Raw genomic sequence first — 13,983 nt, forward strand, 5'->3', positions numbered from 1 at the left:
AGTGTCATGCTGCCCGAGGTCGCCAGCGCAAAGGGCGCTTGGCCCAATTCGACCGGGTCGATGCCCAAAAGCAGATGGTGCATCACCGGGTTGCACACGATCACGGTCTCAAAAATGAGTGCGGGGTCGATCCCGCCTTCGGCTGCGATCTCGGTGGCAAGATTGGCGATGGCTTGTTGCACAGCATCCGTCATTTCCCGGTCGCCGCCGGGGTTCATCATCACATAAGAGACGCGGCTCATCAGGTCTTCGCCAAAGCGGATCTGCGGGTTCATGAGGCCTGATGAGGCCAGCACCCGCCCATCTGACAGATCGCACAAATGCGCGGCGATGGTCGTGGAGCCAAGGTCAATGGCCAGCCCATAGAGACCACCCTCATGCAGGCCCGGCCAAACGCCGACGATCTGGAATTCTTCGCTGTTCGCGGGCTGGTGCAAGGCGACGCTGACCTGCCAATTGCCCTTGCGGAGCGCGGGCTGAAGCTTTTGCAGCATGGCAAGCGGCGCTGTGACGCCCGTGATCTGCCATTGCCCGCGCAGCGCATCTTGGAGGCGTTCGAAATCGCCTGAGGGTTCGTGCATATCGGGCTCGACCACATCCACCAGCACCAGCCGCGTGGCGGGATCCATCGTGATATGGCGGGCGGACGCCGCTTTGCGCACGACCTGGCGGTGAACCTGGCTTTCGGGGGGAACATCGACGACGATGTCGCCTTGAACGGTGGCCTGACAGCCCAGCCGCCGACCGGGTTTGAGGCCGCGCACGCGCTGGTAGCGGTCCTCGACCGCGTTCCATTCCGACAGCGCACCATCTTGAACCGTGACCCCATGTTTGGGGAAATCACCATAAGAGGGCGCAATCTGGCATTTCGAACAGATGCCGCGCCCGCCGCACACGCTATCAAGATCGACCCCCAATTGCCGCGCGGCGGTCAAGATGGGCGTGCCGACCGCAAAACGGCCGCGCTTGCCCGAGGGGGTGAAGATCACAAGCGGGTCTTGGGTCATTGCGCGCACTCGGCCAAATTTTGCGAATTTTCGTACGAAAATTCGTGTGGTGCGAAAATTCGTACGAATTTTCGGATCAGAACAGGATGGTTATGGGGCGCTTGGTGCAAAAGACCACAAGCTGTCCGTTGCATTCCACCAGATGCCAGCCCCGGCGGCGCACCTCGTCCTCGAAATTGGTGCGGCCCACCTCGGCCTCCACCCAATGGAGCGATCGGCGCACCACGCCGCCATAGCGCACGGCCTTGGCCGAAAACACCTGCTCCACCCAAGGGGCCGATGGCAAAGCGATCACGGGGCGCATGTGGGTCATGCGCCCCAAGCTCTGCGGTTTTGGTAAAGATGCGGTTAACCGCCATCACCCCTCGCGCCGCCGCCGTCCGCCAGCGCGCCCACCGCGCAGTGCCGCGTCGGGGTCTTGGTTGAAGCGAATCCATGCGCCCCCGCCGATATCTTGGTTCATCAGGAAATTGGCGGCGCGGATCGCCTCCATCTCCTTGCCGGGGCGGGGCTTGGTCGAGCCCATGCCGAAGAGCTTGACGAAGGTTTCGTCATCCATCTCGGGCGGTAGGAAAATTCCCGCAGCTTCGACCTCGGCCTTTTTCGCGGCGATGGCCTTGGGGCCGATGGGCAGGGCGACGGGGTTCATGATCGCGCTCGTCATACCCGCGCCATAGGCCATGGGCAAAAACGCGTTGTTGATCCCGTGCCGGTTGGGCAAGCCAAAGGAGATGTTGGAGGCGCCGCAGGTGGTGTTCACGCCCAACTCCTCGCGCAAGCGGCGCACAAGGGTAAAGACCTGTTGGCCCGCCGTGCCCATCGCGCCGATGGGCATCACCAGCGGGTCGACCACGATGTCATGGGCGGGAATACCGTAATCGGCGGCGCGCTCGACGATCTTCTTGGCGACGGCAAAGCGCACCTCGGGGTCTTCGGAAATGCCGGTGTCGTCATTCGAGATGGCCACGACCGCGACATTGTATTTCTTGATCAAGGGCAGCACCATTTCGAGGCGCTCTTCCTCACCTGTCACGGAATTGACCAGCGGGCGGCCATGGGCGGCGGCAAGCCCTGCTTCCAGCGCGCCGGGGACCGAGCTGTCGATGCAGATCGGGCAATCGGTGACCTCTTGGACCACGCGGATGAGTTCCGGCATCAGCATCGGCTCGACGAAATTGTTGTCGGCATAGCGCGGGTCTTCACCCATCTTGTTGGAAAAGACCGCGCCGGAATTGACGTCCAGCACTGTCGCGCCCGCCTCGACCTGCGCGATGGCATCAGACTGCACGCGGGAAAAATCGCCGCGCTCTAGCTCCTCGTTCAAGATCTTGCGGCCCGTGGGGTTGATGCGTTCACCGATCACGCAAAAGGGCTGATCGAACCCGATGATCGTGGTGCGGGTTTTCGACTCGATAATCGTGCGGGTCATAACGGATTTTCGTCCTTTCTCAGGAAGCTATCGCGGGGCGGGCGGCATCGCCGCCATGTTCGATGGCCCAATTTGCATTGGTCTTGATCCCGCCCAGCGGGAAGAAATGGATGGCCTCTACCTGCTGCCCGCGACCCTGCGCGCGCGCGGCGGCCAGATCGCTCAAGATATCCGTAGGCTCGAAGGGCAAGAGCAGCTTTGTCACATCCTTCGCGCGTTTTTGCAGAACCGAAAGCGAAGCGCCGACACCGCAGGCGATGGCGAATTTGATCAAGGTCTGAAGTTTCGCAGGCCCAGCCACGCCCAGATGCACGGGCATGCTCACGCCATTGGCCGCAAGCCGGTCGGTCCAATCCAGCACCGGCCCGGCCTCGAAGGCGAATTGGGTCGCCATGGCAAAGCTGGCATCCGAGCGATTGGCAAAATCCTGTTTCCACTTGATCGCGGCCATCACCTCGGCCTCGCCGCCCTTGGGGTCGATGTCGCGGTTGCCCTCGGGGTGGCCGGCGACATGCAAGCGGTCGAATCCGTCAAATAACCCGCTTTCCAATAGCTGCATGGAGGAATGAAAATCGCCATGCGCAGCAGGGATGCCGCCCGCAAGGATCAAGCCTTGGGTCACACCGGCCTCGCCCTGATAACGCGCGATCCAATCGGCGAGCGTCGCGCGATCTGGGATCGTGCGGGCGGGAAAATGCGGCATCGGCTCATAGCCTTCGGCGCGCAGGCGCTTGGCGGTGGCCAGCATTTCGTCAAAGGGGGTCCCGTCGATATGGGCGATGTAGACGCGTGTGCCAGCAGGCAGAAGGGCCCGGAAATCCTCGACCTTTTCGGCGGTGCGCGGCATCACCTCGATCGAGTAGCCCGCCAAGATCCCCGCGAGCGAATGGGGTACGGATGCGGTCGCGCCATCTTTTTTACGAAAATTCAGTAGTGCCATCGTTGTCTCCCAAAACGCGCGCATGCCGCTAAGCGGTGCCGGTGTCGCTGGATGCGAAACCATCCGCCGCGATCAGGCGGCGCAGATGATCCGTATCATAGGTCGCATCCAGACGCGCGATCTCGGCGGCGGCGATCTCGCCGGGCTCGCCCGCGATCTCACCAGCGTCGATCCGGCGCCATTCGGCCAGATAGGCATCTTGGTCTTTTGCGCCGATCTTCATGGCGCAACGATCAATGGCCTGTTCGAACCGCTCGGGCAGCACAGCCTTGGTCGCGCTGCGGCCCTTGCCCACGATGACCTGGGCGGGAATATCGCGCCAGAAGACATGGGTGACATTGGGCATGCAGAACATCCTTTGCTTGGCCGAAGCGACCTATCTGGCGCGCACCATAGGCGAGCGGCCCGGCCACTCACGCGCCGAATTCGACATTCGTCGGGGCGGGAGCGACCCCGGCGGTGCGCAACAGATAGCGTCTTCGGCCCCAAGGGGCGAGGGGCAGGTCAGCCCAAAATTCTCATGATCATCTTGAACGGATTGGGCAGGCCGAATGAGCCATTCGCCGTGATGGTCATTGTGGGCTGTGGCCGCGATTGCTACACTCTTCGCAACACATGATTTCGGAGGCCCGCTATGCCGCGCAAGCGCAAAGGCGGCGCCGGTCCGTTCACCAGCTCTGCGGCCGTCGTCCCGCTTGTCGTGGCGGGTGAGCCGCCTGTCGAACGGCGCCTTGCGCCCCTGACACGGCCCGACCCGGCCGATCTTTATGCTGCTCTCGATCTGGGAACGAATTCGTGCCGCATGCTGATCGCGCAGCCCAAGGGCAACCAGCTGCATGTGGTCGATTCTTTCTCCAAAAGTGTGCAGCTGGGCCAAGGCCTGGAGGCATCAGGGCGGCTGAGCCGCACCTCGATGGCGCGCGCGGTCGGAGCGTTGAAAATCTGTCAGCGGAAGCTTGAGAAACACCGCGTCAGCCGGATGCGGCTGGTGGCGACCGAGGCATGCAGGCGTGCCAGCAACGCGGCGGAATTCATCTCGGTCGTCGAGCGCGAGACGGGGCTGGCGCTGGAAATCATCAAACCCGAGGAAGAGGCGCGGCTGGCTGTGGTGTCGTGCGCGCCCTTGGTCTCGACGCGCACCGAGCAGCTTTTGGTCGTCGATATCGGCGGCGGCTCGACCGAATTGGTCTGGATCGACCTGTCCGAGGTGCCGCGGCTGGAACGGCCACGCGCCATCATGCGGCTGCACCAAGGCTTCGATCATGTGGAGACCATGTTCAAACGCGCCCGCGTGGTCGATTGGATCTCGATCCCGCTGGGAGTGGCGACGCTCAAGGACATGTATGATGATGTCGCCGATGATGGGGCGCGTTTCGCACTGATGAGTTGGTTTTTCGAAGAAAAGCTGGCCGCCTTTTCGCCCTATGATGACGCCGCCGATCAGGCGCGCGAGGGCTTCCAGATCATTGGCACAAGCGGCACGGTGACGACGGTGGCCGCCTCGCATCTGGGGCTGAGGCGTTATGACCGCAACAAGGTCGATGGGTTGCGAATGACGTCGGACCAGATTGATAGGGTGATCCAGCAATACCTCGCGCTTGGTCCCGAGGGGCGGCGTCGCGATCCACGGATCGGGCGCGATCGGCAGTCCTTGATCATGTCGGGGGCAGCGATCTTGCAAGCGCTTTTGCGCGCATGGCCGACGGATCGCTTGAGCGTGGCCGATCGCGGCCTGCGCGAAGGGCTTCTTTATGCGCAGATGTCGGCCGATGGCGTGCTGGAAGAAGGGCCGTTCTGATCGCTGGCTGCGCGCCGATACTGGGCACCGCACACAGGTGACGGGATCATGTATGCGTATTTGTCGAAAGATGAAGCAACCGAAGCTTGACCCGGCGGACTGAGACCTAGCTTGCGGTATGAAAACCACCAAAGAGCAGCCGCAACGAATGACCGCACCCGTCATCTATTGGATCCGCAGGGATTTTCGTCTCGCCGACAATCCCGCGCTTGTGGCCGCCTGCGCGCAGGGCGCGCCCGTCATCCCGGTTTTCGTGCATGACGAGGTGGTCGCGGGCTTGGGGGCTGCGCCGCAATGGCGGCTTGGGTTGGGGCTTGAGTGTTTTGCCGCGCAATTGCGCGCGGTGGGCAGCGATCTGGTGTTGCGGCGCGGGGATGCGCGTGCGGTGCTTCTGGCACTTGTGGCCGAGACCGGCGCAGGGCAGGTGCATTGGAACCGGCTTTATGATCCCGACAGCCGCAAGCGCGACGAAGGCGTCAAATCGGCGCTGCGGGAGGCTGGCATCACCGCCACCAGCCATGCAGGCCACCTGGTCCATGAGCCATGGCAGGCGCAAACCGGCACCGGCAGTTTCTACAAGGTCTATACCCCGTTTTGGAAAAACATCCGTGATCGCGCGGTGGCGCCATGCCTGCCGGTGCCGAAGATCCCGCGCGCGGTAGCCTTTCCGGCGGGGGACAGCCTTGGCGCATGGGATATGGGGCGCGCAATGGACCGGGGGGCGGCCATCGTGGCCCCGCATTGCCAGATCGGGGAGGCGGCAGCCACAGCCCGGCTGGCCCGTTTCATCGACGGGCCGATCGCCAGCTATGATGTCGCACGCGATCGGCTGGACCAAAATGGCACATCGGGCCTGTCGGAAAACCTGACCCATGGCGAGATCTCGGCCCGCCAATGCTGGCATGTCGGCCAGCGCGCGATGGCCGAGGGCAAAGCCGGGGCCGAGACTTTTCTCAAGGAGGTGATCTGGCGCGATTTCGCCTATCATCTTGTCCATCACACCCCCCATATCACGACCCGCAATTGGCGCGAGGAATGGGACGCGTTCGGCTGGAACACCGACCCCGATCATCCGCATGTGCTGGCATGGATGCGCGGGCGCACCGGCATGGCTGTGGTCGATGCCGCGATGCGCGAGATGTATGTGACGGGGCGCATGCATAACCGGGCGCGGATGCTGGTGGCCTCGTATCTGACCAAGCATTTACTGACGCATTGGAAGATCGGGATGGATTGGTTCGCGCAATGCCTTGTTGATTGGGACCCGGCCAGCAATGCGATGGGCTGGCAATGGTCGGCAGGCTCTGGCCCCGATGCCACGCCCTATTTCCGCGTCTTCAACCCCGAGACACAGGCCGAAAAATTCGACCCCTTGGGCCGGTATCGTCGGGCTTGGGTGGCCGAGTTGTCAGTACCCGCGCCGCGCACAGCGGAGAGCTATTTCGAGGCGATCCCGCGCCGCTGGGCCATGGCGCGCAGCGATGCCTATCCTGCCCACCCCATCGTTGACGCAGCGTCCGGGCGACAGATTGCGTTGAATGCTTATGAAAACAGAGGCTTCTGAGACGCGAAATACAATCAGGGCTTGTGCTGGCTTAAGGCTTCTGCCCAAATCGCGTGCCAAAGACGAGGATCACATGGACGTCAAAACGACCACGAAGGGAGAACAAAATCTCCCCCGCTATTTCCAAGCCGTATTCGATACCGCCAACAAGATGCAGCACGGGCGCCTCGATATCGTTTTGCCCGATGGGCGCGTTTTTCGTGCCGCCGGTCATGGACCGGGGCCTGTGGCAGCCTTGCATGTCCATAACCCCGAGATTTTTGCCCGGCTGATCCGCGAAGGTGATCTGGGCTTTTGCGAGGCCTATCTCGATGGCTGGTGGTCCACGCCCGATCTGCAGGAGTTCATGGATCTGGTGCATGCTGACAACGAAGAGGTCTATGACGGCTTTCTCGGCATGGGGTTGATCCGCAACTACGAGAAGCTGCGTTTTTGGTGGCAGTCCAATTCCAAACGCCAAGCGCGCAAGAATATTTCCTATCATTATGACCTGGGCAATGCCTTCTACGGGCTTTGGCTGGACGAGACGATGACCTATTCCTCGGCGCTGTTCACCACGGGGCAAGAGAGCCTTGAGGCGGCGCAGATCGCGAAATACGCCTCGATGATTGATCAAATGGGATCAAAACCGGGCGATCATATCCTTGAGATCGGCTGCGGTTGGGGCGGTTTCGCGGAATATGCCGCCAAGGAGCGCGGGATGCGGGTCACGGGGCTGACCATTTCGCGTGAGCAATATGATTACGCGGTGGCACGCATCGCTGCGGCGGGGCTGTCCGAGCAGGTGACCATCAAGCTGCAAGACTATCGCGATGAGAGGGGCCAATATGACGGCATCGCCTCGATCGAGATGTTCGAGGCCGTAGGTGAGCGTTATTGGTCAACTTATTTCAATACGTTGCGGGACAATCTTAAACCTGGAAAAAGTGCCACGTTGCAGATCATCACGGTGCAGGATCGCCGCTGGGAGGTCTATCGTCGGGGCGTGGATTTCATTCAGAAATACATCTTTCCGGGCGGCATGCTGCCCGCACCGAAGGTGCTGCGCGCCGAGGTGGAGCGCGCGGGGCTGCGCGTGGCCCATTCCATCGAGTTCGGGGAAAGCTACAGCCAGACGTTGCGCCGCTGGCATGATACGTTCAACGACAAATGGGACGAGGTCGCACAGCTGGGCTTTGACGACCGCTTCCGGCGGATGTGGAATTTCTACCTGACCTCTTGTGCGGCGACATTCCACTTCGGCAATACCGATGTGACCCAGATCACGGTGACGCGGCCAAGCTAGGTTCGGCGCCATAATCCGGCCAAATTTCCGCGTTAGTGTCGCGGGATGTTTTTTGAACAAGACACAGCCGGGCGTAACGCATCCAAGACCATTCCCACCGCGGCCGGGCTGGTGGGGGCGGTCGTGTTTTTTCTCGTTGGCTGGGTGGCGGCGCTGCAAGTGCTGCAAACCTTGCCCGAGGGGATGTCTGCGACCTATTTCCCGCTGACCATCGCGCTGATCGGCCTCTGGCAGGGCTGGTCCGTCGCCGGGCGCGGCGTCGATGACGGACCCGCTGTCGCGGTTGCCTACGGGGTGCGCTGCGCTGTGCAGATAGCCTTTGCGGGCTTGGTCTTGTTTGCGGTGCGTGCGGTTTATCTAAGGGCGCTCAATCTTCGCTACGATGGGTTCGACGAGGCGGTCGTCGCCACCTTGGAACAATTCGTGGCCTATCTCTTGCAGTCTTTGACCATGCCGATTTGGGGCGTCTTGCTGGCCGGGGGTGTCTTCGGCGGTCTGATCTGCGAAGCTGCGGCACGACGCTGGCGCTAAGGCGCCCTTGTGCGAGGCTGGCATGACGGAAATCTTCGTTTTCGGCACCTTGTGCCACGAACCGGTGCGGCGAATCGTGGCCGGGCTGGGCGTGGTGGCGCAAGCCGCTGATTTGCCTGGGGCGACGGTGCTGCGCGCGCAGGGAACGGGCTGGCCGGTCTTGGTCGCGGCCAAAGGGCAATCTGTTCGCGGCTTGGTGCTGCATGCAGATGCGCAGGCAACGGCAAGGCTCGACGCCTACGAGGCCTGTTTTGGCTATGCGCGCTTTCCCTTGGGCGTAGAGATTGCGGGCGTGGCGCGCAGCGTTTCGGTCTATCGCCCCGTCTCGGATGAGGCCGCGCAAATCCCGCCGACCGATGGCGCGTGGTCGCTGGCCGATTGGGGACGCGATTGGGGCGCGATCGAGGAATTCGCGGCGCAAGAGGTGATGCAGCAGTTGCAGCGTTTTCCCCCGGCAGAGGTTGGTCGCCGCTTCGGCATCATCGCCTCACGCGCGCAGGCGATGGTCAGTACGCAAAATTGGCGCCGTCCCGCCTTGGTCGGCGCCAACCCGCCGCGGAGCGATGTCACGCCGGTCGCGCGCAATTTGGCCTATGCGAAATTCTTTGCGGTAGAAGAGATCACGCTGCGCCATCGGCAATTCGATGGGAGAATGTCCGACGACAAGGAGCGCGCGGTGTTTCGCGCCTCGGATGCGGTGACGGTTTTGCCCTATGACCCGTTACGCGACCGGATCTTGGTGATCGAACAGCTACGCCTTGGGGCCTATGCGCAAGAAGATCCGCATCCTTGGCTGCTCGAGCCGATCGCCGGCATGATCGACGCGGGCGAAGATCCGCAGGTCTCGGCCCGGCGCGAGGCGCTGGAAGAGGCGGGGCTGACGCTTGGCGCGTTGCATCATGTCGCGCGCTATTACCCCAGCCCGGGCGGGATCGCGCAAGTATTGCACAGCTATGTCGGCATTGCCGATCTGCCCGATGACATCACCGGCATTGCCGGGCATCTGGCCGAGGGCGAAGATATCTTGTCGCATATCGTGCCTTGGGATCTGGCCTGCACCTTGCTGGAGGCGGGCGATATGGCCAATGCGCCGCTGGTGATCAGCATGCAGTGGCTACAGCTCCATCGCGCGCGATTGCGCGCATCGGGTTGAGGTTTTCTTGCAGCGCGCCTATCCCTTCAGATCAAAGCGCATTGCAACGGCGGAGCCCGGCGAATGACCATCCACAGCGACCTTGCCGCCGCGATCGGCAATACCCCCCTGATCCGGCTCAACAAGCTCAGCGAATTGACCGGATGCGAGATCTTGGGCAAGGCCGAGTTCATGAACCCCGGCCAATCGGTCAAGGATCGCGCGGCGCTTCACATCATCCGCGATGCGGTGGCGCGCGGGCTGTTGGGGCCGGGCGGCACGATCGTCGAGGGGACGGCCGGAAATACCGGGATCGGTCTGGCGCTGGTAGGCGCCTCGATGGGGTTTCGCACCGTCATCGTCATGCCCGAGACACAGAGCCAGGAAAAGAAGGACATGATCCGGCTGGCCGGCGCCGAGTTGATCCAAGTGCCGGCCGCGCCCTATCGCAATCCCAACAATTACGTCCGCTATTCCGGCCGACTGGCCGAGGCGCTGGCCCGCACCGAACCCAATGGCGCGATCTGGGCCAACCAGTTCGACAATACCGCCAATCGGCAGGCCCATATCGAGATGACCGGCCCCGAGATTTGGGAACAGACAGGCGGCCGGGTCGATGGGTTCATCTGTGCCGTGGGCTCGGGCGGCACGCTGGCGGGGGTGGCGATGGCGCTGCAACCCAAGGGGGTCAAGATCGGGCTGGCCGACCCCGATGGGGCGGCGCTTTACAATTTCTATACCAGCGGCACGCTGCACGCCGAGGGTTCTTCGATCACCGAAGGAATCGGCCAAGGGCGCATCACGGCAAATTTGGAAGGGTTCCGGCCTGATTTCGCCTATAACATCCCCGATGCCGAGGCGCTGCCCATCGTCTTTGATACCTTGGCCGAAGAGGGGATCTGCCTTGGCGGCTCATCCGGGGTGAACTTGGCCGGTGCGGTGCGCATGGCGCGCGAAATGGGGCCGGGCCACACCATCGTCACCATCTTGTGTGACTATGGAACGCGTTATCAGTCAAAGCTCTACAACCCCGAATTCTTGCGCGAAAAGGGTCTGCCGGTGCCTGCATGGTTGGACCGCCCGGCGGCGGATATTCCTTCGGTCTTCGAAGATTGATGAAACATTTTCTGATCACCGCGCTGCTTTTCTGCCTTCTCGCGCTTGGTGGCGCGCCGCAACCTGTCTTGGCGCAAACCCCGCCTGCTGTGGGCACAATCACCGCAACCGAGATCGACTATGCTACATGGGATGTCGAGGCGGTCCGCGCCGAGAATCTGATCGCGGCTGGCACCGCCTCGACGGCGTTTTTGGAAAACCTGCGGGTCACTTTGGTCAATTGGCGCACGCGTTTTTTGACCGCGCAAGATGCCAATGCCGACCGCATCGCGACCCTGCAGGCGCAGATCGATGCCTTGGGGCCCGCACCCGCCGAGGGCGAGGCCGTTCCCGCCGCGATTGCCGAGCGGCGCGCGACCTTGATGGAACAGATGGCGCAAGCGCAGTTGCCGCGCGTCACCGCCAATGAGGCCTTCAACCGCGCGAATGGCTTGATCGCGGAAATCGACGCCATCTTGGCCGACCGCCAAGCCCGTGCCCTGTTCGAGCGCGACCCTGCGCCGGTCAATCCGCTCAACTGGCCCCCTGCCTTGACCGGCATTGCCGATTTGCTCGTGCTTTTGGGCAATGAGGTCAGATCGCAGATCGCGGCTTATCAAAGCTTGGGCGAAAGCCCTTGGGACCGTGCCTTTTTCGCGATCTTGCTGTGTGCTGCAGGTCTCTTCTTGGTGGTGCGCAGCCGGGTCTTTGTGGGGCGCTGGACAGATTTGTTGCAACAAGACGGCACCGCCCGCCCGGGGCGCGAGGCTTTTGCCTTTGCAATCTCGCTTTTGCAGGTGTTGTTTCCGATCACGGGCTTGGTGATCATCGGGGCCGCGATCGGCACACTCGATCTGTTGGGTGACGCGGGTGGCGCGCTCTTGCGCGCGGCGATTTCAGGGCTGGTTGCGGTTTATCTGGCGCTATGGCTAGGGGGACGGCTCTTCCCGGCCAATGACGCGATCAGCGCGGCCTTTGGTGTCGCGCCGCCGCTACGACCATCCTTGCGCAGGGCGATCTTGTTGATTGGCTTGTTCTTCGGGTTGGGCAGCTTGGCCGAGACAGTTTCGGTGCAAGCTGTGATCTCGCTTTCCGCGCGTGGCGTCTTTGTGCTGCCTGTCTATGTCGGACTTGCGGCTGCGTTTTTGTGGCTTGCGGCGATGCTGGGCCAGCACCGCTTGCAAATGCGGGATGGTCCGGAAGCAGGCGACGGTGGCTTTGCCGCGCGTTTGCTTTTGGGGGTAATTGTCGCGGTGCGCGTGGTCGCGATCATGGGCACGATTCTTGCGGCGGCGGGGTATCTTAGCTTGGCCGAAGCGGCGATGACGCCCACAGCGCTGACCTTGGGGCTGTTTGGCGCATTGGTCGCGCTGCAAAGCCCGATCCGCGCCCTTTACGCGCTGACGTCCGGCCAGACCCAAGACGAGGCCGCGCAGGCGCTCTTGCCCGTCTTGGTAAATCTGCTGCTGGTCTTTGTCGCCTTGCCGGTGCTGGCCTTGATCTGGGGCATGCGGACCGAACAGATCAGCGAGATCATCAGCCAGTTCTTTGCCGGTATTGATCTGGGCGGCACGCGGATCACCCCGGCCATCGTTCTGGCGGTTGGTCTGGTCTTCGGCATCGGCATGATCGCCACGCGTCTGTTGCAAGGGGCGCTGCGCAGCACGGTCTTGCCGCGCACAAGGCTCGATTCCGGGGCGCGACACGCTGTTGTGGCGGGTGTGGGCTATGTCGGGATCGCCTTGGCGGCGGTGATCGCGATCACCACGGCGGGGATCGACCTGACCGCGCTCGGCGTCGTCTTGGGTGCCTTGTCGGTCGGTATCGGCTTCGGTCTGCAAAACGTGGTCAACAATTTCGTCTCGGGCATCATCTTGCTGATCGAGCGGCCGATTTCCGAAGGTGACTGGATCGAGGTTGGTCCGACCATGGGTATCGTGAAATCGATCTCGGTCCGCTCGACGGTGATCGAGACCTTCAACAAGACCGACGTAATCGTGCCGAATGCGGATCTGATTTCGGGAACGGTGACCAATTGGACGCGTGGCAATACGATCGGGCGCGCGGTGCTGACCGTGGGTGTTGCCTATGGCACCGACACGCGCCGGGTGCAGGCGATCTTGGAAGAGGTCGCGGCTTCGGTTCCGGGCGTCGCCAAATACCCCGAACCGGGCGTCGATTTTCTGGGCTTCGGGGCCGACAGCCTTGATTTCCGTATCCGCGCGATCTTGCGCGATGTGAATGAGCTGGTGGATGTGAAGACCGAGATCAATCACCGGATCGCGGAACGTTTCGTGGCCGAAGGGATCGAGATTCCGTTTGCCCAGCGTGATATCTGGCTGCGCAACCCCGAGGCGCTACATGCCGCGCCACAGGCCGCGGCGGCGCCCGCTGCCGCCCCAAAGGACAAAGCCAAGCGATGACCGACCCCTTGTACCTCACCGACCCGTACCGCAAAAGCGCCACCGCGCGCATCACCGCGCTGACCGATGAAGGTGGGATCGTGCTGGATCGCACGATCTTCTACCCGCGCGCGGGCGGTCAGCCCGGCGACAGCGGAACGCTTTCGCTTGGCGATAAACGCATCGCGATCGCCACCGCCGTGAAGGGTGAGGGCGGGTCCATCGTGCTTTTGCCTGCCGAGGCCGTGACGCTTCCACCCATCGGGGCCGAGGTCGAGCAACGGCTCGATTGGGACCGCCGTTATGGGCATATGCGCATCCATACCGCGCTTCATCTGCTGTCGGTCGTGTTGCCGTTTCCGGTGACGGGCGGTGCGATCGGTCATGACAAGGGACGGCTCGATTTCGACATGCCCGATATGCCCGACGCCGATGAGCGTGCGATCCTCGAGGGGCGGCTGAATGCGCTGGTCACCCGCGATTTGGCGGTGACCGAAGAATGGATCACCGAAGCCGAGCTAGATGCGCAACCCGGACTGGTAAAGACCATGTCGGTGCAACCGCCACGCGGTGCCGGACGTATCCGGCTGGTGCGGATCGGCCAAGGGGCAGCGCAGGTCGATCTGCAACCCTGCGGCGGCACCCATGTCGCGCGCACCGCCGAGATCGGCAAGCTCGTCATCGCCAAGATCGAGAAAAAGGGCCGACAGAACCGCCGGGTTGCCATCGCCTTCGCCTAAGAGTGCGGATCGTGATCGGTGCGCTGCGCGGTGTCGATACACCCGCGCTACGATCTGTCC

General features: G+C 62.6%; 13 protein-coding genes and 1 pseudogene. 9 read left to right on the forward strand and 5 right to left on the reverse strand.

All coding sequences use genetic code 11. The annotated features are described in order from the left end of the window. The 5 genes and pseudogenes from ACTG4J_RS10820 to ACTG4J_RS10840 all read right to left on the reverse strand — a co-directional run. Positions 1-1,007, reverse strand: a pseudogene (locus ACTG4J_RS10820) (ASKHA domain-containing protein); the annotation flags it as partial. Positions 1,008-1,083: 76 nt separating this feature from the next. Then, positions 1,084-1,320 carry an N-(5'-phosphoribosyl)anthranilate isomerase gene (locus ACTG4J_RS10825; RefSeq protein ID WP_439139441.1) on the reverse strand — a complete coding sequence of 79 codons (237 nt, stop codon included), beginning with the start codon at positions 1,318-1,320 and terminating at the stop codon, positions 1,084-1,086. Between the two features lie 45 nt (positions 1,321-1,365). Continuing rightward, the gene (locus ACTG4J_RS10830; RefSeq protein WP_439139442.1) at positions 1,366-2,436 is read right to left on the reverse strand and encodes a dihydropteroate synthase; all 1,071 of its coding nucleotides are present in this window, start codon (positions 2,434-2,436) and stop codon (positions 1,366-1,368) included. A 19-nt stretch (positions 2,437-2,455) separates the two neighbouring features. Continuing rightward, the gene (locus ACTG4J_RS10835; RefSeq protein WP_439139443.1) at positions 2,456-3,376 is read right to left on the reverse strand and encodes a methylenetetrahydrofolate reductase; all 921 of its coding nucleotides are present in this window, start codon (positions 3,374-3,376) and stop codon (positions 2,456-2,458) included. Positions 3,377-3,404: 28 nt separating this feature from the next. Beyond that, on the reverse strand, positions 3,405-3,722 hold the full coding sequence (locus tag ACTG4J_RS10840) for a virulence factor (protein WP_439139445.1): 318 nt from the start codon (positions 3,720-3,722) through the stop codon (positions 3,405-3,407). On the opposite strand from ACTG4J_RS10840, the gene ACTG4J_RS10845 reads away from it, so the two are divergent. The 9 genes from ACTG4J_RS10845 to ACTG4J_RS10885 all read left to right on the forward strand — a co-directional run bounded on the left by ACTG4J_RS10845 (position 3,721) and on the right by ACTG4J_RS10885 (position 13,923). Beyond that, on the forward strand, positions 3,721-3,900 hold the full coding sequence (locus ACTG4J_RS10845; protein ID WP_439139446.1) for a hypothetical protein: 180 nt from the start codon (positions 3,721-3,723) through the stop codon (positions 3,898-3,900). The two genes, ACTG4J_RS10840 and ACTG4J_RS10845, sit on opposite strands and share 2 nt — an antisense overlap. A gap of 110 nt (positions 3,901-4,010) precedes the next feature. Beyond that, positions 4,011-5,174 carry a Ppx/GppA phosphatase family protein gene (locus ACTG4J_RS10850; RefSeq protein ID WP_439139447.1) on the forward strand — a complete coding sequence of 388 codons (1,164 nt, stop codon included), beginning with the start codon at positions 4,011-4,013 and terminating at the stop codon, positions 5,172-5,174. A 118-nt stretch (positions 5,175-5,292) separates the two neighbouring features. Continuing rightward, the gene (locus ACTG4J_RS10855) at positions 5,293-6,738 is read left to right on the forward strand and encodes a cryptochrome/photolyase family protein (RefSeq protein ID WP_439139448.1); all 1,446 of its coding nucleotides are present in this window, start codon (positions 5,293-5,295) and stop codon (positions 6,736-6,738) included. Positions 6,739-6,811: 73 nt separating this feature from the next. Next, positions 6,812-8,023: a class I SAM-dependent methyltransferase gene (locus tag ACTG4J_RS10860; RefSeq protein ID WP_439139449.1), complete on the forward strand. Its 1,212-nt coding sequence runs from the start codon at positions 6,812-6,814 to the stop codon at positions 8,021-8,023. A gap of 45 nt (positions 8,024-8,068) precedes the next feature. Continuing rightward, complete coding sequence (locus tag ACTG4J_RS10865; RefSeq protein WP_439139450.1) at positions 8,069-8,554, forward strand: TrgA family protein; 486 nt, start codon at positions 8,069-8,071, stop codon at positions 8,552-8,554. 22 nt (positions 8,555-8,576) lie between these two features. Continuing rightward, complete coding sequence (locus ACTG4J_RS10870) at positions 8,577-9,707, forward strand: gamma-glutamylcyclotransferase (protein WP_439139451.1); 1,131 nt, start codon at positions 8,577-8,579, stop codon at positions 9,705-9,707. Between the two features lie 63 nt (positions 9,708-9,770). Beyond that, positions 9,771-10,802, forward strand: a complete 1,032-nt coding sequence (locus tag ACTG4J_RS10875; protein WP_439139452.1) for a cysteine synthase A — start codon at positions 9,771-9,773, stop codon at positions 10,800-10,802. Further along, complete coding sequence (locus ACTG4J_RS10880; protein WP_439139454.1) at positions 10,802-13,204, forward strand: DUF3772 domain-containing protein; 2,403 nt, start codon at positions 10,802-10,804, stop codon at positions 13,202-13,204. The genes ACTG4J_RS10875 and ACTG4J_RS10880 overlap by 1 nt, the downstream gene beginning before the upstream one ends. After that, positions 13,201-13,923, forward strand: coding sequence for an alanyl-tRNA editing protein (locus tag ACTG4J_RS10885; protein WP_439139456.1), 723 nt, complete (start codon positions 13,201-13,203; stop codon positions 13,921-13,923). The genes ACTG4J_RS10880 and ACTG4J_RS10885 overlap by 4 nt, the downstream gene beginning before the upstream one ends. Positions 13,924-13,983: the final 60 nt, after the last annotated feature.

It is taken from the genome of Roseicyclus sp., from assembly GCF_965662675.1.
Classification (GTDB): Bacteria; Pseudomonadota; Alphaproteobacteria; order Rhodobacterales; family Rhodobacteraceae; genus Roseicyclus.

Coding starts and splice junctions, on each gene's coding strand:
- ACTG4J_RS10885 (WP_439139456.1), top strand. CDS start 13,201: ATGACCGACCCCTTGTACCTCACCGACCCGTACCGCAAAAGCGCCACC.
- ACTG4J_RS10880 (WP_439139454.1), top strand. CDS start 10,802: ATGAAACATTTTCTGATCACCGCGCTGCTTTTCTGCCTTCTCGCGCTT.
- ACTG4J_RS10855 (WP_439139448.1), top strand. CDS start 5,293: ATGAAAACCACCAAAGAGCAGCCGCAACGAATGACCGCACCCGTCATC.
- ACTG4J_RS10850 (WP_439139447.1), top strand. CDS start 4,011: ATGCCGCGCAAGCGCAAAGGCGGCGCCGGTCCGTTCACCAGCTCTGCG.
- ACTG4J_RS10830 (WP_439139442.1), bottom strand. CDS start 2,436: ATGACCCGCACGATTATCGAGTCGAAAACCCGCACCACGATCATCGGG.
- ACTG4J_RS10835 (WP_439139443.1), bottom strand. CDS start 3,376: ATGGCACTACTGAATTTTCGTAAAAAAGATGGCGCGACCGCATCCGTA.
- ACTG4J_RS10825 (WP_439139441.1), bottom strand. CDS start 1,320: ATGACCCACATGCGCCCCGTGATCGCTTTGCCATCGGCCCCTTGGGTG.
- ACTG4J_RS10865 (WP_439139450.1), top strand. CDS start 8,069: ATGTTTTTTGAACAAGACACAGCCGGGCGTAACGCATCCAAGACCATT.
- ACTG4J_RS10845 (WP_439139446.1), top strand. CDS start 3,721: ATGCAGAACATCCTTTGCTTGGCCGAAGCGACCTATCTGGCGCGCACC.
- ACTG4J_RS10840 (WP_439139445.1), bottom strand. CDS start 3,722: ATGCCCAATGTCACCCATGTCTTCTGGCGCGATATTCCCGCCCAGGTC.
- ACTG4J_RS10875 (WP_439139452.1), top strand. CDS start 9,771: ATGACCATCCACAGCGACCTTGCCGCCGCGATCGGCAATACCCCCCTG.
- ACTG4J_RS10870 (WP_439139451.1), top strand. CDS start 8,577: ATGACGGAAATCTTCGTTTTCGGCACCTTGTGCCACGAACCGGTGCGG.
- ACTG4J_RS10860 (WP_439139449.1), top strand. CDS start 6,812: ATGGACGTCAAAACGACCACGAAGGGAGAACAAAATCTCCCCCGCTAT.